14 protein-coding genes and 1 tRNA gene are annotated in these 20,809 nt (G+C 38.3%); 9 read left to right on the top strand and 6 right to left on the bottom strand.

The genetic code is table 11. From position 1 onward, the window contains the following. Nucleotides 1-1,455 (bottom strand): sodium:solute symporter, encoded by a 1,455-nt coding sequence (locus AC0L7T_RS08840; protein ID WP_473342194.1) that lies wholly within the window; start codon nucleotides 1,453-1,455, stop codon nucleotides 1-3. A gap of 53 nt (nucleotides 1,456-1,508) precedes the next feature. Between AC0L7T_RS08840 and AC0L7T_RS08835 the strand changes: the two genes are divergently transcribed. The 4 genes from AC0L7T_RS08835 (at nucleotide 1,509) to AC0L7T_RS08820 (ending at nucleotide 6,358) form a co-directional block, all read left to right on the top strand. Beyond that, on the top strand, nucleotides 1,509-1,796 hold the full coding sequence (locus AC0L7T_RS08835; RefSeq protein ID WP_473342193.1) for an ATP-dependent Clp protease adaptor ClpS: 288 nt from the start codon (nucleotides 1,509-1,511) through the stop codon (nucleotides 1,794-1,796). A 12-nt stretch (nucleotides 1,797-1,808) separates the two neighbouring features. Continuing rightward, nucleotides 1,809-2,429, top strand: a complete 621-nt coding sequence (gene recR, locus AC0L7T_RS08830; protein WP_473342192.1) for a recombination mediator RecR — start codon at nucleotides 1,809-1,811, stop codon at nucleotides 2,427-2,429. Nucleotides 2,430-2,471: 42 nt separating this feature from the next. After that, a tRNA-Ala gene (locus AC0L7T_RS08825) sits at nucleotides 2,472-2,545 on the top strand. Nucleotides 2,546-2,779: 234 nt separating this feature from the next. Further along, nucleotides 2,780-6,358 (top strand): T9SS type A sorting domain-containing protein, encoded by a 3,579-nt coding sequence (locus tag AC0L7T_RS08820; protein WP_473342191.1) that lies wholly within the window; start codon nucleotides 2,780-2,782, stop codon nucleotides 6,356-6,358. A gap of 205 nt (nucleotides 6,359-6,563) precedes the next feature. Here the strand turns inward: AC0L7T_RS08820 and AC0L7T_RS08815 are convergent, their stop codons facing one another. Both AC0L7T_RS08815 and rimO read right to left on the bottom strand, forming a co-directional pair. Beyond that, on the bottom strand, nucleotides 6,564-7,724 hold the full coding sequence (locus AC0L7T_RS08815) for a hypothetical protein (RefSeq protein ID WP_473342189.1): 1,161 nt from the start codon (nucleotides 7,722-7,724) through the stop codon (nucleotides 6,564-6,566). Between the two features lie 59 nt (nucleotides 7,725-7,783). Continuing rightward, a complete protein-coding gene (gene rimO, locus AC0L7T_RS08810) occupies nucleotides 7,784-9,094 on the bottom strand; it encodes a 30S ribosomal protein S12 methylthiotransferase RimO (RefSeq protein WP_473342188.1) in 1,311 nt (436 codons plus the stop codon). Nucleotides 9,095-9,562: 468 nt separating this feature from the next. On the opposite strand from rimO, the gene trhA reads away from it, so the two are divergent. Both trhA and AC0L7T_RS08800 read left to right on the top strand, forming a co-directional pair. After that, nucleotides 9,563-10,207: a PAQR family membrane homeostasis protein TrhA gene (trhA, locus tag AC0L7T_RS08805; RefSeq protein ID WP_473342187.1), complete on the top strand. Its 645-nt coding sequence runs from the start codon at nucleotides 9,563-9,565 to the stop codon at nucleotides 10,205-10,207. Nucleotides 10,208-10,396: 189 nt separating this feature from the next. After that, complete coding sequence (locus AC0L7T_RS08800; protein WP_473342185.1) at nucleotides 10,397-10,789, top strand: DUF302 domain-containing protein; 393 nt, start codon at nucleotides 10,397-10,399, stop codon at nucleotides 10,787-10,789. A 49-nt stretch (nucleotides 10,790-10,838) separates the two neighbouring features. Here the strand turns inward: AC0L7T_RS08800 and AC0L7T_RS08795 are convergent, their stop codons facing one another. Next, on the bottom strand, nucleotides 10,839-11,510 hold the full coding sequence (locus tag AC0L7T_RS08795; RefSeq protein ID WP_473342184.1) for a ferredoxin reductase domain-containing protein: 672 nt from the start codon (nucleotides 11,508-11,510) through the stop codon (nucleotides 10,839-10,841). A gap of 350 nt (nucleotides 11,511-11,860) precedes the next feature. Here AC0L7T_RS08795 and AC0L7T_RS08790 point away from each other — a divergent pair, with 350 nt between their 5' ends. Beyond that, complete coding sequence (locus AC0L7T_RS08790) at nucleotides 11,861-13,531, top strand: hypothetical protein (protein WP_473342183.1); 1,671 nt, start codon at nucleotides 11,861-11,863, stop codon at nucleotides 13,529-13,531. A 1-nt stretch (nucleotide 13,532) separates the two neighbouring features. Here the strand turns inward: AC0L7T_RS08790 and AC0L7T_RS08785 are convergent, their stop codons facing one another. Further along, nucleotides 13,533-14,381, bottom strand: a complete 849-nt coding sequence (locus AC0L7T_RS08785) for an alpha/beta hydrolase (protein WP_473342182.1) — start codon at nucleotides 14,379-14,381, stop codon at nucleotides 13,533-13,535. A gap of 164 nt (nucleotides 14,382-14,545) precedes the next feature. Between AC0L7T_RS08785 and AC0L7T_RS08780 the strand changes: the two genes are divergently transcribed. Then, nucleotides 14,546-15,676 carry a DegT/DnrJ/EryC1/StrS family aminotransferase gene (locus tag AC0L7T_RS08780; RefSeq protein ID WP_473342180.1) on the top strand — a complete coding sequence of 377 codons (1,131 nt, stop codon included), beginning with the start codon at nucleotides 14,546-14,548 and terminating at the stop codon, nucleotides 15,674-15,676. A 166-nt stretch (nucleotides 15,677-15,842) separates the two neighbouring features. Here the strand turns inward: AC0L7T_RS08780 and pgi are convergent, their stop codons facing one another. After that, nucleotides 15,843-17,489, bottom strand: coding sequence for a glucose-6-phosphate isomerase (gene pgi, locus AC0L7T_RS08775; RefSeq protein WP_473342179.1), 1,647 nt, complete (start codon nucleotides 17,487-17,489; stop codon nucleotides 15,843-15,845). 1,240 nt (nucleotides 17,490-18,729) lie between these two features. Here pgi and AC0L7T_RS08770 point away from each other — a divergent pair. Then, nucleotides 18,730-20,766: an ATP-binding protein gene (locus tag AC0L7T_RS08770; protein ID WP_473342178.1), complete on the top strand. Its 2,037-nt coding sequence runs from the start codon at nucleotides 18,730-18,732 to the stop codon at nucleotides 20,764-20,766. Nucleotides 20,767-20,809 lie beyond the last annotated feature (43 nt).

Raw genomic sequence — 20,809 nt, 5'->3', positions numbered from 1 at the left:
CTATCCTTCTGTATTTTTTCTTCTGACCAACCAAAGACCTAAAAACATTAACAACCCATTCAATATCAGTAATTCAAAGCCGAATTTGTATCCCCAAAACCATTGCTCCGATTGCGAAGAAAAGAAAAAGGATATCAATGGTGCCAATACGGCCAAAATGGGTACCCATTTATCCCAAACTTTGTACTTGGTAAACAAACCAAACGAATAGAGGCCAAGTAAAGGCCCGTAGGTATATCCAGCGATAAGGAAAACAGCATTGATGACACTCTGGTCATTTAACCAACGAAAGGTCAGAATCACGAAAAACATCAAAAAAGTAAAACCAAGATGGACAACTTTTCTGGTGACCATCGCTTTTTCCTTATCAGGGTTTTTATCAATTTCCAGAAAATCATAGCAGAAAGAGGTTGTTAGGGCGGTAAGAGTAGAGTCTGCGCTGCTGTAAGCTGCAGCCGTAATACCCAAAACAAAAACAATCCCAGCAAAAGTAGAAAAGTAGGATGTTGCCAATAATGGGTACAAATCATCTGTGCGCTCAGGAAGGGTGATGTGATTGGTTTCCGCATACATGTACAATAAAACGCCCAAAGCCAAGAAAATCAGGTTCACTACCACCAAAATATTGGTAAACCAAAACATGTTTTTTTGTGCATCTTTGAGATTTCTACAGGTCAAATTTTTCTGCATCATGTCCTGATCCAATCCCGTCATGACGATTACTATAAACATCCCCGAAAAAAACTGCTTGAAAAAATTAGTACCACTTTTCCAATCCCAGTTGAATATTTTAGAATAAGGTTGATCTGCCACTTTTAGCATCAAATCCCCAATTCCCGAGATGCCAAGTTCTTTGGATACCAAAAAGATGCTAACAAAAACTGCCAAAAGCATAAAAAATGTTTGCAAGGTATCTGTCCACACCACTGTTTTAATACCTCCCCTAAAAGTATACAGCCAAATTAAGGTAACAGTGATCAGGACGGAAACCCAGAAAGGAATCCCCCATTTGTCAAACAATATTACCTGTAAAACCCCTGCGACTAAAAACACCCTTATGGAAGACCCTAGAATTCGAGAGAGGATGAAAAAGAAGGCACCCGTTTTATAAGACCAAAAACCAAATCTTCCTTCCAGATAAGAATAAATGGACACCAAATTAAGCCGATAATAGAGCGGAAGTAGAACCTTTGCTATCACAGCATAACCTACAGTATAACCTAAAACCAATTGGAAATAGTAAAAATTACTGTTCCCCACTTCACCAGGAACTGAAATAAAGGTAACACCCGATAGAGATGCTCCGATCATCCCAAATGCGACCAGAAACCAAGGAGATTGCCTGTCCCCTGTAAAAAAAGTATCTGATTTTAAATTTCTGGAAGTAAGCCACGATATCAGGAACAACAATAAAAAATAAGATGTTATAACAATTAATACAAGATTTGAGTCCATAATGCTTTTGGCTAAAGGGCATTAAAATTGGGATAAATTATTAACTTTGCAAAATGAAACCTTTAGAACATTTATTTGAATCCGAAGAAGAATTACTAGTAGAAGAACTGGTAGACCAGGAAGAGCATGAATTGGTGGTTTTTAATGACGACGTCAATACGTTTGATCATGTCTCCAAGGTTTTAATTAAGGTGTGCAAACATACTCAGGAACAAGCAGAACAATGCACTATTATAATACATTATAAAGGCAAATGTTCTGTAAAAAAGGGAAGTACAAGTAAACTTAAACCTATGTGTGAGTCCATCCTTGATGCAGGCATACAGGCTTCAATTTTATAAATTAAACCTTAATTGAATTTCCCTTCCAAATTAATCGAAGATGCTGTATCGGAAATAAGCCGACTTCCTGGTATAGGAAAAAAAACAGCATTACGACTTACCTTGCATCTGCTTAAGCAAAAAGAGCCGGTAACCATCGCCCTTACGGACGCATTGCTAAACCTTCGGAAAAACATCCAATACTGTGTGATATGTCATAATATCTCTGACCATTCAGTGTGCAGTATTTGCGAAGGACATAAACGGGACAAAAGCGTGATTTGTGTAGTAGAGGATCTTCCTGATGTATTGGCAATAGAAAACACCAATCAGTATTCAGGGTTATATCATGTATTGGGAGGTGTTATTTCTCCAATTCAGGGAATCGGGCCGGATGAATTAAAAATAGAAACTTTAATAAAACGCATAGATTCACCCCTAGATGATAATCAGGTAAAAGAAATCATTTTAGCACTACCTGCCACTATGGAGGGCGATACTACCTCTTTTTTTATTACCAGAAAGCTGAAAGACAAAGGATTAAACATTAGCTCTATCGCCAGAGGAATACCTGTTGGTAGTGAATTGGAATATACTGATGAAATAACCCTTGGGAGAAGTATTTTAACTCGGATAAAATATTCTACCGAATAATTTGATGAATTAAAATACCTACCTATATTTGCACTCCGTTTCGGGGGATTAGCTCAGTTGGCTAGAGCGCTACACTGGCAGTGTAGAGGTCATCGGTTCGAATCCGTTATCCTCCACAATAGGTTTACAACTTTAGTTGTAAACCTATTTTTTTTTATTTTGGAACTTTTTTAAGGTCTATATAATTATTATAAGATATTCAACCCATATTTACCCTTGGATATAGCAATATTATTTTTGTTGTCATCCGTTATATCGCTTTTGCGCTCTTTATAACTAAAATATTTCTCCTTCCAATGGTAATATTTTTTGAGACTCCTGTTTCTTATTGGAAATTTAAATGAATGATCATGTCTTTTTATCTTAAAAATAAGTTAGTTCTAATAATAGTTTTCTTTTGCGCTACGATTGCTTCGCATGCGCAAGATGGTATTCACCAACTCATAGGAAATATCAGTTCAAGCTCTACTGCTCCCCAATCTGATTCAAACAATGCTATTGATGGGTTACAGAATAGCTCTTGGGTATCAAACAATCCTTTCCCTACCAACTATTATGAAAATGCTTATCAGAATTTAACACTACAACCTAACCGTATTAAACTAAGCAATATATATCCCGAGTCCACCAATTCCTATTCACCATCTATTACATTGCCCGCTGAAGCTTTCATTAATTTCTCCTCACCAGAAAACATCTATTTACTGGGACTAAAAATCAATGGTCTACAAGAGAAGGTTACCATATCCTTTTTTGATAGTTTAGGAATCGTTAGCACTGAAGAATTTTTACCTTCTCAGAATTACAATAATATCCGGTATGAGGTTGGTCTGGATAATATTGAAAAAATAAAACTTACCAGTAGTGCCGCCTTTACGCTTATGAATTTTGCCGTATTAGAAGACCTACCCAAGGAATTCATCACCCTCGACCTGGGAGATAGTTATGCGGTAAGTGAATTGAAAACCAAGCATTGGACGGGAAATAACAATGCGATCGCTACACAGCTTCTCGCAGGAAACCATCCAGACAGTCTTGATTTAATTGCTGTTCTTCAGCCAAGTGAGATTGCATTTATCAGTACTCCTTTCGTTGAACCAATTGTAGCCAGGTATTTCCGAATTGAGCACACCGTTGTTCCCGAGGATTACAAAAAAGTCACCGTGTTTGAGATTGAAGCCTATGGAGACAATGCTCCAGAACCGGACCCAATAACTCCTGAACCAGACCCTGCGACTACCTGGGATCCAGATGCAGGTTTGTATCCTGCCTTGTCAAAAGCTGCCACAGTTGATGCGAGTTCCTCTGTCAACAATACTCAAAATAGACCCGAAGCAATAATGGACGAAAACAATGCTACCGCCTGGCTTTCTTCCAATCCTCTTCCAGATGCATACGTTAGTAATTCCCGTCAAAATATTCTCCTGAATGAAAGTGGAACAGCAGGCAACGGGGCAAGCATGGTCAATGCTACCGATGGAAATCTAAGCAACAGCACCCCATCTCTAACACCAAAGGACGGTGAAGCTTTCTTTTCGCTGGAATTAACACCGATTAGGATACATAGATTAGGGCTTCGGTTGGTAAATAACCACCTTGAACCGGTAAACATCCAAGTAATCAACCTACAAGGTGACACCTTGAGAGAAACCTATACTACCACCACTGTAGGCCATGTAAGGTTTCAAATTGAAATGGACGAAGTAACAGCCATTTCCTTGTCTTCAAGTGCAGCCTTTAGTATTCAGGAAATCGCGGCCTACTCAGCACCACTGTCAGAGTTTGTAACCTTAGACTTGAAAGAGACCAAACCTGTTTCGCGAATATCGGCCAAACAATGGAATGGTAACAATACGGCCATTTCCTCTAAACTATGGGTAGGACCTACTCTTGATAGTTTGACTCTATTGGCAGAACTTGACCCCTCTTCATTAGACATTCATAATATTGAACTCCCAGAAGGAAACCGAACCAGGTATATTCGCCTAGAACAGCAATTGGTAGACATTAACTATAAAAAAGCCACTGTCCAAGAGCTAACCGTATATGACCAATTCGGAAACTATGGCCCACCACCTGCTCCAAAACCACAAGCATCAAGTTTTGGTAAGCTCTTTGGCGTTAACACGGTATGGGCATGGGGAACGAAGAAGGTTCCCAATTTACAAGGACCAGACGAAGGGGCTCAAAAATTTATCCGAGCCGCCAGTCAGGCAAGAAATTACCACTATATCCATTGGGACACAGCTGATCCGGACATTACGCCTTCTTATGGAGGAGAAAACCCGGTAGTGTTACGTCCATGGACGCAGTGGACCAGAGAATACAAAGATTGGATTGATAAAGGGTTTGAAGTGGATGCTACTTTCACCTTTGACAGGTTTTCAGAATCCATCTGGGACCAACCCTTTTCCTCAGGTTACGGGCTTGGACATGCTTTTGCAAGCACTTTTGGCCCTAGTCATGAAAACCTTATCCGAACGGTGGAAATAGGTAATGAGCCATGGGATTACAGTGACTCTACTTACCGTAAAATCCTGGAAGGGACCGCTCAGGGGTTAAAAACCGCAGATCCTATGATTAAGGTATTGCCAGCTGCGCTTCAGGCCTCACACCCTATCACCAATGATGGTCAGAAAAATTACATGGGTGCCAAGCTAAATGAGGCAGCGGCACCCTATCTCGACGGCGTAAATTTACACCTCTATAGCTATTATAGAAACAATGAAGGCGCCAGGATAGCTGTGCATCCAGAGCATCCTGCATCAGAGATGAGGGCCCTGTTTTCTGGATTGCGCTTTAGGGATGCCAATATGCCAGGTAAGGAAGTTCATGTGACCGAATGGGGTTGGGATGCCTCGAGTGAAAATGAAACGGCTATTAATTCAGAAGCAGTAAGTGCTGTCTCACAGGCAGTTTATGCATTACGTGGCTTATTTTGGCTAAGCAGAATGGGCGCAGACAAGGCTCATTGGTACTTTTATGCCAACGTGGATACCCTTGAGGGCATAGACCCGATTAACTATCAACGATCTGGATTGACCGAATCAGGACATTATGGTTTCAAGGAGAAGCGGGCATTTACAGCTATTGAGGCCATGCAAAACAGGATGGGCAACCTTTATTTTGAAGACGTGATCAAAGAAGATGATCAGGCATACATTTATCAATTGCGAAATGAAAAAGGACAATTGACACACCTTGTTGCCTGGAGACCAGTCTCGGGAGACGATTCCTTGACGGTTAATTATCAGCTTCCAGTTGAGTTTCCAGCTCAGGATGCCTGGTACTTGTCTGGACTTTCTCCGAATGGAGAAAGTGTGACTCTTTCTTATGCCAATGGCAAACTTACTTTGCCCCTTTCCTCCAAACCCTTATTGATACAATTGGGGAATTCCGTTCAAAACGGAGCAAGCATACCTATTGAAGGGAATTTAAAAATGTTAAAGAATGAAGCAGCGGAATTTGAATTAAGGCTAAGCACAAATATACCATTAAAAAGCCCTGAGGAAATCACGCTTATAAATGAACAAACACCGCTTATGCATCCTTCCATTAACTGGGTTCAGGAGTCAGCGCTACTTTGGAAAGCAGATTTAGCCACCCTTGATCCTGGGACTTACCATACGCGAGCTGAATTAGGCGCTAATAAAGTACAGACAAATATGGTGTCAGTTGACATTCCCGATAGATTTGTATTGTCACCAAATCCCACACAGGGCAAAAGCACCTTAAGGTTAATTCAAGAATTTACCGAAATTACAAAAATCGCTATTATCCGACTAGACGGTTTGCCAATAAGAACCATCTACCTACCGGCCTTCTCATCAACCGAAGACTTAAATTTAAGCGGATTAAAGAATGGAACTTACTTAATTCAATTAGAAAACTCAAGTTTTAAAGGTCAACAAAAATTCATTAAGCAGTAAATAACAAACATTCAAGTACAGACACTAAATCGTCACTACCAAGCCTATTAGTACTGCTCTTGAAGTGGAAAAGTGTTGGCTGATCGTAAATCAAAAGGAAAAAGTAGCTAAAGCAAAAAAGGGCTGGCGCGTTTTTAAACTCCCAGCCCTTTTTAATATACAATTGTTTCATTTGCCCATAGGTTTGGGAAAAGGAACCTTTACTTTACAATACTTTGTGTTTTTCGAAAGGAACATTCCTGTCAAAAATATAACGGTAAGTATGGTGCGTTTTAAAGATTGTAGCATTTAATTGTTCACAGACCCGCATCATTTTAGGGTTAAAATCTCCCACCCAGTTCATTTCTATGGTCTCATAGGGCAGTTTCTTTTCTGCTACATTGTCTCTATAATCCGTCGCCATAGCACTTTCTACCCCTTTTCCCTGGAATTCCGGCACCACGCCAAATACCAAACCCAACATTTTATCTGGTGGGTTAAAAGTTTTGTGCCAAAGAAATTTAAGTTTACCAATTAGATCCATTTTACCATCAACATATTTAAAGAGTTGATTGATTTCAGGAATACTAATAAAAAAACAGATGGGTTCTCCTTTAAAGAAACCAAAAAAGATAAGGTTTGGATCTATGATAGGCTTCATTTTTGAAAGCATTAATTTTGCTTCTCTTACGGAAATGGTCTTTCCTAAATGAGCCGCCCAAGCCTTATTGTATACCGTCATAAAGTATTCAGGGAATTTCTCCCACAGCTCTTTACCTTTAAGACACCTGAATTCAAAATCCTTGTTTTCAAGAATTTTCAAAGACCTTTCCCTGATTCGTGGATCTACAACTACCCCTTTTACATTTCTGCTGTAGGTATATTGCTTAAAATAAATCTGGAAGCCATAGGCTTCAAACAGGTCTTTATAATAAGCAAAATTCCAATACATGTTATAGTTAGGTGGAGAAAAACCATCTACCAATAAACCCCACCATTTGTCCCGCTCACCAAAATTCACCGGACCATCCATGGCTTCCATGCCTTGGGCTTCCAACCAGTCTCGAGCTACATCAAACAACATAAAAGCTGCTTTTTGGTCATTGATACATTCAAAAAAACCCATCCCTCCGGTTGGGATTTTTTCTTTCCATTTGGGATTGATAAAGGCGGCATTTCTGCCAATGGTTTTTCCCTGATCATCGATCAATAACCAACGGATGGATTTGCCTCCACTTTTGAACAGTTTGTTGGTCTCCGGATGAAAAAGGTCCTCTATATCTTTGTCCAGGGGTCTGATCCAGTTTTTCTCATGCTGGTACAGCCTCACTGCCATTTGAAAAAATTCCTTTTGATGTGCTGAGGTGGTGACTTCCTGTAAATACATGGGTTTAAAAGCTGCTTTTATTATGAATAAATCATTTAATAATTAGAAATAACAATGGTCTAGATAACTTCTCCGTAAAGGTCAAATTCGGTAGCTTCAGTAATTTTCACATTAACAAAATCTCCTAACCTGCAATAATACTTGCTGGCATCTATCAACACTTCATTGTCTACTTCCACAGAATCATAAGCCGTCCGTCCTACAAATTTGCCATTTTCTTTCTTATCAATCAGAACCTTGTATTCTTTCCCTATTTTCTCCTGATTGAGTTCAAAAGAAATTTGCTCTTGAATCTCCATCAGGCGGTTGGCTCTTTCCTGCTTAACTTCCTGAGGAACTAAATCCTCCAAACCATAAGCATGAGTATCTTCCTCATGAGAATAAGTAAAAACACCTAATCGTTCAAAACGCATTCGCTCAACGAAGTCCACCATCTCTTCAAATTCAGCTTCCCCTTCACCAGGATGCCCTGTAATAAGGGTTGTCCTAATGGCGATGTCTGGAATTTTATTTCGGATTTCGTTAATCAAAGCCTCTTGTTTCTCACGGGTTGTTCCTCTTCTCATGGTTTTCAACACGTCCGAAGATCCATGTTGCAAAGGAATGTCCAGGTAATTGCAAATATTGTCCCTTTCAGCCATCACCTCCAGCACATCCATAGGAAACCCAGTAGGATAAGCATAATGTAACCTTATCCACTCCAATCCTTCTACATCCGAAAGGGCTCGCAAAAGGTCTGCAAGTCTTCTTTTTTTATAGAGATCCAAACCATAATAAGTAGAATCCTGTGCGATCAAAAGTATTTCTTTGGTTCCACCAGCCACTTTGTGTTTGGCCTCTTTAACCAACTCTTCAATTGGACGGGATACGTGTCCTCCTCTCATGAGTGGTATGGCACAAAAGGCACATGGCCTGTCGCAACCTTCAGAGATTTTCATGTAGGCATAATGCGAGGCGTGGCTTAGTAGTCGCTCTCCCACTAACTCATGCTTATAATCTGCCTTAAATTTCTTCAATAACGCAGGAAGCTCTCTGGTTCCAAAAAAAGCATCCACCTGAGGGATCTCCAACTCCAGGTCATCTTTATACCTTTGAGAAAGGCATCCTGTCACATAGACTTTGTCCACCAAGCCCTGATCCTTTGCGGTAGCATACTCTAAAATGGTATTGATAGATTCCTGCTTGGCATTGTCAATAAAGCCACAAGTATTGATAATCACTATATTATTGTCCTCAGCATTTGATTCATGCCGGGCATCAATACCATTTCCTTTTAGTTGGCTTAGCAACACTTCAGAATCCACAAGGTTTTTGGAACAACCCATGGTGATGATATTGACTTTATCTTTTTTTAAGGTTCGTGCTTTCATATCTTCCTGCAAAAGTACAAAATTACCCTGACAACCATTCTATACATCTCAGCTTTAGCGTAATGTTATTGAATTATTAAAGTCTGAAATAATATGTAAAGAATCCTTAATCTCGGTAAGGCTTTATTAAATCAATAAAAGCCTACTTTTGAAACAGTAATACAGCGACAATTTTTTTATTACTCCTTGTAATTTTTTGAAAAGGCCACGATTCCATTCGAGGCCTTTTTTCTTTTTGAGCCAAGTTTCCAGCTAACGAATCCAAATTACTTCCTTCCTTAAACCTGCAAACCTTCCAGGTTTAAGGAAAACCAGCCTGATGTTAAAATTAACCGATTGAAACCTGAAAGGTTGTATTTCGATGAGAACCATTTGAGTAAACAAATAGCCTACGGATTTTAGGTGCTAACCATCCGAAATATTGACGTAAAAAAGCGATATTTACTGAATTACTATTAAACGACTACAATGGCTGGACAGGTAGAAAGAAAACAAACAATTAAGGAAGAGTTTGCCAATACCCTCACCCACCTGATTGGTATTCTTTTTAGTATTGTTGCCATATCTCTCTTAGTGGTTTTTTCTGTTTTAAATGGCACTGCATTGCATGTGGTAAGTTGCTGTATCTTTGGTGCCACCATGTTGTTACTTTATACCTCCTCAACCCTTTATCATGCCATACAATCCAATGAACTAAAACCTTTATTGCGAAGCATTGATCACATTAGCATTTATTTTTTGATTTCCGGCACCTATACTCCCTTGTTGTTGATAGGTTTAGGAGGTACTTTAGGATGGGTATATTTCGGAATCGTATGGGCCATCACCTTACTGGGATTGGTTTTTAAAATATTCTTTATCGGCAGATTTGAAAAACTATCGCTTATTCTGTACCTGGGAATGGGCTGGATGGCCTTGCTTCTTATTAAACCATTGGTAGCTAATCTGAGCATGGAAATCATTTACCTAATTGCTGCCGGAGGATTGGCTTATACCCTAGGCACCATTTTTTACGCCAATAAAAAAATGCTTTACGCCCACGCCATCTGGCATATTTTTGTCCTTGCCGGAACGATTTTACATTTCATTGCCGTCCTTTTTCTGATAACCTGAGGGATTTCAACCTCCAGGTAAATCCTCCGAATTATAAAATTTATTCAAAAAATTATCAAATAAAAAGGATCACCTTTCAGTCTATCGCGATTTTCAGATAAACAAAGACAGCTCAATATGTAACAATGGTCACTGTCTTTGGCCCGATCTATGTGTAGTTTTATAGTTGAACCAATAGATGAATCAGCTATGAAATATTATATCAACAAAACACTTGAAGCGCAATCCTTTTCAGGAGTAAAAGATAAGGTAACTGCAGCCCTAAAAGATCAAGGGTTTGGTGTGCTTACGGAAATAGATATTCAGGCCACCATGAAAAAGAAATTGGACAAGGATTATTTACCTACCGTGATATTAGGTGCTTGTAACCCTGGTTTTGCAGACAAGGTTTTGACCATAGATCCAAATATGTCGGCCATGTTGCCTTGTAATGTCACGATAAGGGAACTTGAAAATGGTAAAATAGAGGTTTCCGCCATTGACCCTGAGGCTGCCATGGTTCCGGTAGGAAAAGAAGAAATAAAACCTCTGGCAAAAGAGGTTAAAGAAAAACTTGCGAAAGCCATTGAGGCAATAAAATAAAAATACAGGAGATTTCTGTTGATAGAAATCTCCTTCTCTTTTCTGCCATTTACTTTTCAAAAACCAAAGCCTCCGGAGTTGCCCCCAATTCTCCCAGTGCCCTATTGACTGCTTTTATAAATCCTTCGGGACCACAGACGTAAAAATGCTGGTGCTTGAAATCATTAATATTCTTCATTAGGTATTCCTTATCGATTCTACCGCGATCATAAGCAGTATCTTTTTGATTTTCGATGATATTTTGAAATTTATGACCCAGAATGGTCTTCAATTCTTCAAAAAGTATGATGTCGGCATTGGTTTTATTGGCAAATATCAATCGGTTATTGCCAATCTTGTTTTTTTGACGCAAATCTCTTAGGATTGAAATAAAAGGGGTGATTCCTGCGCCTCCTGCCAAAAATACACCTTCACCCTGGTAGGCAATGGCTCCCCAGGCATCCCCTATTTCCACCTTCTCCCCAACCTCAGCATTCCCCAGCCTTTTGGTCACTCCTTCATGGTCATCGTAAGTTTTAATGGTAAATTCCAAAAAATCATCTTTAGGAAGGCTTGTAAAAGAAAATGGTCGTTTTACATCCTCCCAACCTTCCTTCAATAAACTCAATTCTGTGGCTTGCCCAGGTACAAAGGAATACCCTTTGGGTTTTTCTATTTTAAAAGCATAGGTATCGTGCGTCACTGCACTTTTCTCTAAAATTCTCAATTGATAGCTTTCCATAGGACTTTGGGTTTTATGGTTTATTAACTCAATTAATTACCACAAACATTAATCCATAATTAAATTATGTACCTATTTAACATTATTTTGTTATTTTTTACTTCTTCATAAATAGAAAGCGCCAGATTTAAAGTATCATTACCTGGAGAATTAGACAATAAATTTTTATCCAATATAGGGGGCTCTGTTTTGGTGTTCATCTGATTATTTCAGGCCAGCCTATAGGTGAACGGCTGTCCGTAGATGAATTGAGAATTTTGAACTTAAAACAATTTATAAGAACATTCTGACAATATTAATTGTGATTGTCTACCATAGCCCTTACTTTAATCCAAAATAAAAGCCTCAAAATGATCACTCTGTTCACCTCCCTCCTGCATTGGTCCATGGTTTTGTCCTTGCTTGTTTCAGAAGCCCCGACCAATACCATTAAAGTCACAGATTTCACAAAAGCTTTTGAAGATTTGAATAATCTGCCTTCCTCCTATTTGGTAACAAATAATATTTCTTATAACTCCGAAGGAGGCCACCTCCAAGGCATTCAACTGTATAAAGATCAAACTTTATACTTAAGCGGAAGCTCCGAAGAACTGAGTTATATGGTAAAAATGGAACTGGGAGATCAATCCAAGGCAGTAACCATCGATACATTGATGCATTCTCCGCTGCGTCATGCGGGTGGATTTCAAATATTTGATCATTATCTGGCTGTTGGTATTGAAGACAATAAGGAAAGGAACCTTGCGTACCTACAAGTCTATAACTTAGAAGCGGAAAAGCCCTTTGACAAACCTTTTTATTCCATTGAACGAAAGGGGGAATACGAGCGGGTTACTGCCGGAGCAGTGGGGATTACTGCTTTCCAAGGTCAAATATTAATTTTGGTTGCCAATTGGGACAGTCGGGTACTTGACTTTTATTCCTGTCCTGAGCAGGATTTTTATGCTGGAAAGGGGGATTTCATTCTGAAGAGTGCAATAGAAGTAAAAAGCCAAACTACAACTAAATGGTCCGATCCTCATTGGTTGTCCTACCAAAACCTAAATTTATTTTCCGACCAGAAAGGCCGACTGTACATGGTTGGTACCGCCAAGAATGATGCAGGAGAACAAGTAGCAGACTTATTTCACCTTCAATTAGCCTCCTCATCCGCAAAAATCTCAAAAATAAATTCTAAAATATTCGATACCAGTACTTCGGTAGACTTTAAAGCCGCGGCCGGTCTAAATGTTTCTAACGCAGGTAATTTAATATTGGCGGCAGCCCCCTATCAATTGAAAAAGAATACCACAATTAATTTATTCACCAATAAACCAACCAAAGCACCTCACTGGGGGAAAATAAAAGAATGGCCATCTACCGATGCCCGACAGGCTGCTGCTGCCACAGAGCAGCACATCTTTGCGATTAACAACCATTCTATTAGTAAATATGAGAGGTTTTCAGAAAAGTTAATCGCTACCAAAAACTACCCAAACACCAAACATTTGAACAGCGGGTTTCTGAGTGAAGGCCTTCTCTATTGTGCCCACTCCAATTACCCTAATCAACCCGATAGCAGTAGTATTCGATTAATTGACCCCAAAACACTCGCATTAACACAAACGATAAATCTGGGAAAAAGTGAAGGCAGCCTTACATGGATAGTCAAAGCCAACGGTTATTGGTACGCCCTTTTTGCTTACTATGGTGAAAAAAATCACCTCACTTACCTGGCCAAAATGAGTGAGAATTGGGAGGTTATGCAAAAATGGACTTTTCCTGAGTCTATCATTAAAGAGATGGGGAAAATGAGCATTTCTGGTGGCGTGGCCTGGGAACAGGGATTTCTAGTAACAGGTCACGATGAAAAATTATTGTATTATGTAACCCTACCCAAAACCGGTGAAAATTTAATCTTTATAAAACAATATGAAGCACCATTTACAGGTCAGGGGATCGCATTGGACCCTTTAACTGGAAATTTTATTGGAATAAATAGAGCCGAAAAAAAGGTGGTTTCCGCCAAATTTTCACCATAAATCATTCGCCCACTGCTTTAACAAATCTAGTTACCCACCTGAATCCTCGACTTGGCGTATAAACCATTTGAAGCATCATGGGAATATGCCTTTTGTTCTTCTGGACTTTAAAATTGGGCTCTGGTTCATATTTCTTGTATTCCTTCATAAACCTGTGAGTACCTTCAATTATGCTTTCCTCCGTTTTTCCACCCATCATAATTAGCATTGGAGGCATATGGTCATGTAAAAAATAAATCGGTGAGGTATCCTTCCACACTTCAGGTGAATCTGTAAACGTCTTCAAATGAGATGTCCCTGGCGCATTGTTTTTCTCCTTAAAATAATGGTACATATCAAAACCTGCAGCATCGATTAAAACCGCAGCTGCAATTGGGTTATTAACGCCCAAACTATCGAAATATTCATCCCGAATGGCAACAAGACTTGCCAAATGGCCACCAGCAGAATGCCCTGACACTACTATTTTTTCAGGGTCTCCTCCATAATCAGCAATATTCTCTTCCACCCAATTCAATGCTTTCGCAGAAGCTTTGCCCATACTATGGATTTTATATTCCGGGCTTAGAGGATAATCAATAATGACCGTAACAATATTTCTTCTTGCCCATCTTCTAGCAACGAGGCTGTATTTTTCTTTGGATCCTGACCGCCAGCTGCCTCCATGGATAAATACCAAAACGGGAAGGGCCTCTTTTATTTTTTTAGGCTTAAAAATGTTCAATCTTTTTTCTGGTAATTCACCCAGATACCCCTCTTCCATATAAATAATATTCTCAGAAATCGTAATCCCTCTTAAAGAACAGGAACCACACAAAGCCAAGAGAAAAGAAAATATCAGTAAACGCATTTTATTGTCCTTTATATTTAATATACGTTGAATCATCCAATGCAGACCATTCATAAAAACCACGGAAATTAAATATTAATAAATTTTTATTGAGTTTATTTCAATTAATGGTATCAATCCTTCCTAGTTAATTATTTTCGTGTCTTAATTCACGATTTAGATAAATGAAGGAAAATTCCCCTATAAAGTTTTTGGACTTAAAAGCCATAAATCAGGCATTTGAGCCTGAGCTCACTGATACGCTTATAGAGATCAGTCAAAGCGGTCAATATGTCAATGGAGAAATTTCTGAGAAATTTGAAAAGAACTTTGCGAGCTATATTGGTACGAAACACTGTATCAGCTTAGGGAATGGCACCAATGCACTTGAATTAATATTTAGGGCTTATCTGCTTATGGGTATTTTAGAAAAAGGAGATGAAATTCTTGTTCCTGCAAATACCTTCTTTGCTACTTTCCTAGCCATTTCCAATCAGGGTTTGGTTCCAGTTCCTGTTGAACCTGATCCTCTAACTTTTAATATTTGCACTTCATCTCTTGAACAAAAAATCACTAAAAAATCCCGAGCCCTTTTGTTGGTACATCTGTTTGGTAGGAATGCATTCAATGAAGAGATAAAACAGCTTGTAGAAAAGCACCAACTTAAGCTAATTGAAGACAATGCGCAATCGGTGGGAAGTGTTTACAATGGAAAAAGTACTGGTGCACTAGGGCATGTTGCAGCGCATAGTTTTTACCCTACAAAAAACCTAGGAGCCTTAGGAGATGCTGGGGCCGCCACTACCAATGATCCTGAACTTGCCATCACCATCAGGGCATTGGGCAATTATGGGGGTAAAGAAAAATATGTATTCGAGTACTTCGGTACGCATTCAAAAATGGATGAAATTCAGGCCGGTGTACTCAATGTAAAACTCCCTTATTTGGATAAAAGCAACCGCTACAGAAATGAAATCGCTAGCGCTTACCTCAAAGAGATTGATTCAATTTACCTGACCCTTCCAAAGGCTCCGGAGCTAAACCAGCCGCTTTCTCATACCTGGCATTTGTTTACCTTAATGGTCCCAAATAGAGAAAACTTAATTCGACACCTCTCCAAAGCTGGAATTGAGACAGCCATTCATTACCCCGTCCCACCTCATCTCCAGCCCGTTTATGTACAAATGAATTTTGGGGAATTACCTATTACAGAAAAAATTCATAAAGAAATATTGAGTATTCCGCTAAACCCTGTATTGACCAAATCAGAAGTAAAGACCATTATTAAATCAATTAACAATTGGGATGGAAAGTGATACAACTGGAATTCGTCCAGATACAATAAATGAACATTTATTAGAAAATAAACTTATTTTCAAGGTCTTTAAAAAAAATTCCTATACAAACTGAAAACAGTCCGTACAGGAATTATTTATTTTTTATTACTAGCCATTCAATTAAATAGTTTTTGACTGAATCAGCTTATGCTTTTCTGAAATCTTTGAATGCATTGATCAACCCATTGGTAGAAGAATCATGGGATGTTACCTCCTCTTCAGATTTCAATTCAGGCAAGATTGATTTCGCAAGAACTTTTCCTAACTCAACTCCCCACTGGTCGAAACTAAAAATGTTCCAAATCACACCCTGAACAAATATTTTATGCTCATACATGGCAATCAAAGCTCCTAAAGTCGAAGGATTTATCTTTTTCACCAAAATAGAATTAGTAGGACGGTTTCCTTCAAACACTTTATGGGGCGCAATCTTATCAATGATTTCAGGAGATCTCCCTTCTTTCTTCATTTCTTCCCTCACCTCTTCGAGTGATTTCCCGTTCATTAAAGCCTCTGTTTGTGCAAAAAAGTTCGACATTAACTTTGAATGATGATCACCAACCGGGTTATGCGTTTGAGCAGGTGCGATAAAATCGCAAGGTATCATCTGCGTACCTTGGTGAATCAATTGGTAAAATGCGTGTTGCCCATTTGTTCCAGGCTCTCCCCAAATGACAGGACCTGTTGAATAGTTGACTTTGTTTCCTTCCCTGTCTGTATACTTCCCATTACTTTCCATATTTCCTTGCTGAAAATAAGCAGGAAAGCGGTGCATGTATTGATCGTAAGGAAGAATAGTTTCGGAAGTAGCACCTAAGAAATTGGTGTTCCAAATACCAATTAGAGCGAGTAGGACCGGTAAGTTTTTTTCATATGCTTCCGTTCTAAAATGTTTGTCCATGTCATGGGCACCCTCCAGCAGTTTCCTGAAATTTTCAAATCCCACAGAGCAAGCGATGGTCAAGCCTATGGCAGACCATAAAGAATACCTTCCTCCAACCCAATCCCAGAATCCAAACATATTATCAAGGTCAATCCCAAATTCACTCACGGCATTTCCATTAGTAGAAAGGGCTACAAAATGCTTGGCTACTTCCGCTTCATTTTGGGCATGTTCTAAAAACCAATCTCTTGCAGTATGGGCATTGGTCATGGTTTCCTGAGTAGTAAAGGTTTTAGAAGCAATGAAAAACAGGGTGGTTTCAGGGTCTACTTGTTTTAGCACCTCTGTAATATGAGAACCATCTACATTGGAAACAAAATGGGTTTTTATATGCGAATGCTGGTAAGGTTTCAATGCTTCCGTCACCATAACTGGACCAAGATCACTCCCTCCAATACCAATATTTACTAGGGATTTGATGGGTTTACCAGTAAAACCTTTCCAAACTCCGTTGGAAACTTTCTCTGAAAATTTTTTCATCTTATCCAACACGGCATTGATTTCGGGCATCACATCCTTACCCTCTACATAAACAGGCACATTGGACCTATTCCTTAATGCGGTATGCAATACAGACCTGCCTTCTGTCCCATTGATCGGTTTGCCTACAAACATGTCTTCAATGGCTTCCCTAAGACTGGTCTCATTTGCCAGATTGAAAAGCGACGAAAGAATTTCTTCATCTATTCGGTTTTTAGAATAATCAAGGATGATATCCTTAAACCGGACACTGAATTTTTCGAATCGGAGCGGATCCTCTTCAAACAAGGATTTTATTGATAAAGGTTTAGCCTTGGCGGCGGAGAGTGATTTCCAGGCTTCTGTCGAGGTGGGGTTGGTATTTTTCATTGTACGTATAAATTCAAATTTGAACCTTAAAGCTAAAAATAAATTTCAAGCATTTAAAAAAGTAATCCACTTACCTACTTTTATATTCTCAAAAAAACTAACCTTTATTACAACTGCTAAAGAGATACTTGAACCCGTAGTGGTAAATAGGCAATTGAATTCCTTATAGAATCGCTTCCTAAATAGGATTGGAAAAGGTTATTTTGAATCCATTCCTGAAATTCGAGTAAAAGATATTGAACCCAATATCGCTAATTTGCAAAAGATAATCTAAGACCTGATTACCCAGCACTATTGGCAAAATTAATTCATTAATGCTATACCCAATTTCTCTTTAAGAGCCGGAGTTACCCAATTGATAATCCTATGAAAAAGCTGTTTTAACCTATAGTTTAAACCTCAAGTGGCTAATATTCTTAGGAATACAATGGGCATTTAGAACCCATTTGCATAATTATTTCATAAGGGGATTACATTAATTACAATAAAATTCAAACTAATTAGATTTACCACTAATTCATAACTAACTGATATCCAATCGGTTAAATTTTCAACTAGGGTAAATTCATCAAAATCAAGAATAAAACTGCTCATTAACTAAAAAATCCATCAATTAATATTCGATAATTAATATTTTAGCAATAACTTTGTAATATCTCTGAAGGGTCAAAAACCCCTACTTACCAACGGCAGGAAAACAAGACACGACAGGGCTTATTTACGCTAAGGATTAATTAAAACCGAAATATGCAATAGCCATTCTACTAGGTAATAAAATCACTTCTATACAGTTTAACCTTCCTGTACTTTTGTGATTACATTACTTCCTGAAAAAAATTGAACAGGCTATAATGGATACGATTGTATAATCCGTGTTGAAACATTAATCTACCCTACATGTTTAATTATTAGAGAGACTAGATGCGAATCAAGGAAATGCACATTGCTTTCATTGATTATATCAGATTCTAGGAATAAAAGAACTAAAAGCCACTAAATCAATTATAATTCTCTTATATTAATATATTGGGATTATTAGGGCTTTGAATCCCGCATGATTAGCAATAATATCTCTAATTAAGACAATAAACTATATTGAATGGGGCCTAAATATGCCTGGACTTTGATCAAGACAATTGAATACTAAAACAACCAAAAACCTTTGACTGCGTTTTTAAATTTTAAAACATATTTTTTTACTTCTGCTGTTATTTCAGTAGTATTTGCAACGCATTCTTTATTGGCACAAACAGAAAATATCCAAAGCCAAGTTGAACAATTACAAGCCAGTGAAAACCAAGAAAATTTCAGTCCTACTTATGATTATATAGATCAACTGAACCGATTAGGGGAACGTTATTACAACCGAAATCCAGACAGCACCTTTTTATTGGCAATGAAGAGTCTAAGGGCAAGTGAGCAAATCGACTACGCCCGAGGTATGGTAGATGCCTACAGAAACATTGGTGCTTATCACAATATCAAAGGCGAGTACAATCGAGCCATGAATTTTTTCCAAGAAGGCTTGTCCATTGCGGAAAAAGAGCAATACTGGTTAGGTTTAGCAAACATTTACAATAGCATAGGCCTAAACTACTATGAAAGAGGGAATTACCCCGAAGCTGTCAGTAATTATTTGCTGGCCCTTGGAATAAAAGAGGAGCATCTCTCAAAACTAGAACAAAGTAAAACGCTAAATAATCTAGGTTTGGTATTTACGGATTTTGGTGATTATGACAAGGCCTTAGAATACCATACCCGAGCATTAAAAATCCGAGAAGAGTCCAATGACAAAACAGGCATGGCCTCTTCCAGAATCAATATAGCTCTTGTTAATAAAGAAAAAGGTCAATTGGATGAAGCCATTAAGCAATTCAATGCAACTCTTGAACTAGGCTTAGACATGAATAACCGGCAACTTATATCGGTAAGTTATTTTAATATTGGTGAAATTTTATTGATTGAAGAAGATTTTAAGGGCGCACTTGAATATTTTGAAAAAGCACTATTAGTCGATAAAGAAAGAGGAGACCGTGTTGGTATTGGATTTGACTTATTGGGAATCGGTGAGGCACAATTGTATTTGAATAGACTAAAACCAGCAAAGAAAAACATTGAGGAAAGTTTAGCCATTTTTGTAGAAAGCAATATCAAAAGTAATATCAACAAAAGTCATCTTCTTCTGAGCAAGATATTCGAAAAGGAAAACAAGGGCATGCAAGCCCTGTATCATTTCAAACTACACAAATTATACCAAGACAGTATAATCAATTTAGAAACTGAGAAACAAATTCAAGAGATTAGCTCAAAGTATGAATTTGACAAAAAAGAAGCTGAACTTATTCAAATTCAAAAGGAAAAAGAACTCCTTAATGAGAAAAAGATGGAGCGAAACATCCGTATTGGAGTTACCGTGATTCTTGTTATCCTTCTGATTGCTTTTATACTTGCTATTAGGTCTATAAAAACACAAATAAAAGCAAAAGCTCTGGTCACCCGACAGAAAAATAAATTTGAGGACTTAAATAAAAGGTTGCTAAAGCAGAAAATTGAAAATGAAAAAATAACAAATCAATTATTTCAGGTCAATGAAACCAAAGACAAGCTTTTTAGCATAGTTGGCCATGACTTAAAAAGCCCTATAAATAGTCTAAAGGGGCTTATGCAATATGTGGTGGATGAAAAGTTAAATCAACAAGAGTTTTTGATGGTTTCTACTCAATTGCGAAATGAGGTAGAGCAAGTCCACTTTACACTTACCAATTTACTAAACTGGGCCAAAGGACAAATGAAAGGGATAGTAACTGATCCTTCTGCACTATCCATGCACAAATTGTTAAATGAAAACATCAACTTGAATCAACCTATTTCTGAAGGTAAAAAGATTGAAATCATTGATCAATTGGAAGAAAACACCATCTGCTTCGCAGACAAAGATCAAATTAATCTGGTGCTAAGAAATATTATAAACAATGCTTTAAAATTCACCCACAAAGGCGGGGAAATAATTGTTTCTAGTAAAAAGCATGGTCAGGATTTTTGGGAAATTTCGATTAAAGACAATGGTATTGGAATGTCTGAAGAGGCCCTTAACAACCTTTTTACTAAAGAACTTGCGGGAAAACGACAATATGGTACAGAAGGAGAGAAAGGAACAGGTCTAGGCTTGAAACTCTCGAAAGATTTTATCGAGAAAAATGGTGGAGAAATAAAGGTTTTTAGTGAGTTAGGGAAAGGCTCAAATATCACCTTCACCCTGCCTTCGGCGTATTTTTAAGGAACGGGAATATTTTTCTCTTTGGTTGGTTAATTAGAAATTA

The organism is Cyclobacterium sp. 10D3-21 (assembly GCF_055809755.1).
Note: the sequence above shows the minus strand (reverse complement) of the source record. Positions and strands in the feature narration are given on the sequence as shown.

Bases quoted from the DNA above. Each gene is read 5' to 3' on its own strand.
- AC0L7T_RS08840 (WP_473342194.1), bottom strand. From the start codon at position 1,455: ATGGACTCAAATCTTGTATTAATTGTTATAACATCTTATTTTTTATTG.
- AC0L7T_RS08835 (WP_473342193.1), top strand. From the start codon at position 1,509: ATGAAACCTTTAGAACATTTATTTGAATCCGAAGAAGAATTACTAGTA.
- AC0L7T_RS08820 (WP_473342191.1), top strand. From the start codon at position 2,780: ATGTCTTTTTATCTTAAAAATAAGTTAGTTCTAATAATAGTTTTCTTT.
- AC0L7T_RS08815 (WP_473342189.1), bottom strand. From the start codon at position 7,724: ATGTATTTACAGGAAGTCACCACCTCAGCACATCAAAAGGAATTTTTT.
- rimO (WP_473342188.1), bottom strand. From the start codon at position 9,094: ATGAAAGCACGAACCTTAAAAAAAGATAAAGTCAATATCATCACCATG.
- trhA (WP_473342187.1), top strand. From the start codon at position 9,563: ATGGCTGGACAGGTAGAAAGAAAACAAACAATTAAGGAAGAGTTTGCC.
- AC0L7T_RS08800 (WP_473342185.1), top strand. From the start codon at position 10,397: ATGAAATATTATATCAACAAAACACTTGAAGCGCAATCCTTTTCAGGA.
- AC0L7T_RS08795 (WP_473342184.1), bottom strand. From the start codon at position 11,510: ATGGAAAGCTATCAATTGAGAATTTTAGAGAAAAGTGCAGTGACGCAC.
- AC0L7T_RS08790 (WP_473342183.1), top strand. From the start codon at position 11,861: ATGATCACTCTGTTCACCTCCCTCCTGCATTGGTCCATGGTTTTGTCC.
- AC0L7T_RS08785 (WP_473342182.1), bottom strand. From the start codon at position 14,381: ATGCGTTTACTGATATTTTCTTTTCTCTTGGCTTTGTGTGGTTCCTGT.
- AC0L7T_RS08780 (WP_473342180.1), top strand. From the start codon at position 14,546: ATGAAGGAAAATTCCCCTATAAAGTTTTTGGACTTAAAAGCCATAAAT.
- pgi (WP_473342179.1), bottom strand. From the start codon at position 17,489: ATGAAAAATACCAACCCCACCTCGACAGAAGCCTGGAAATCACTCTCC.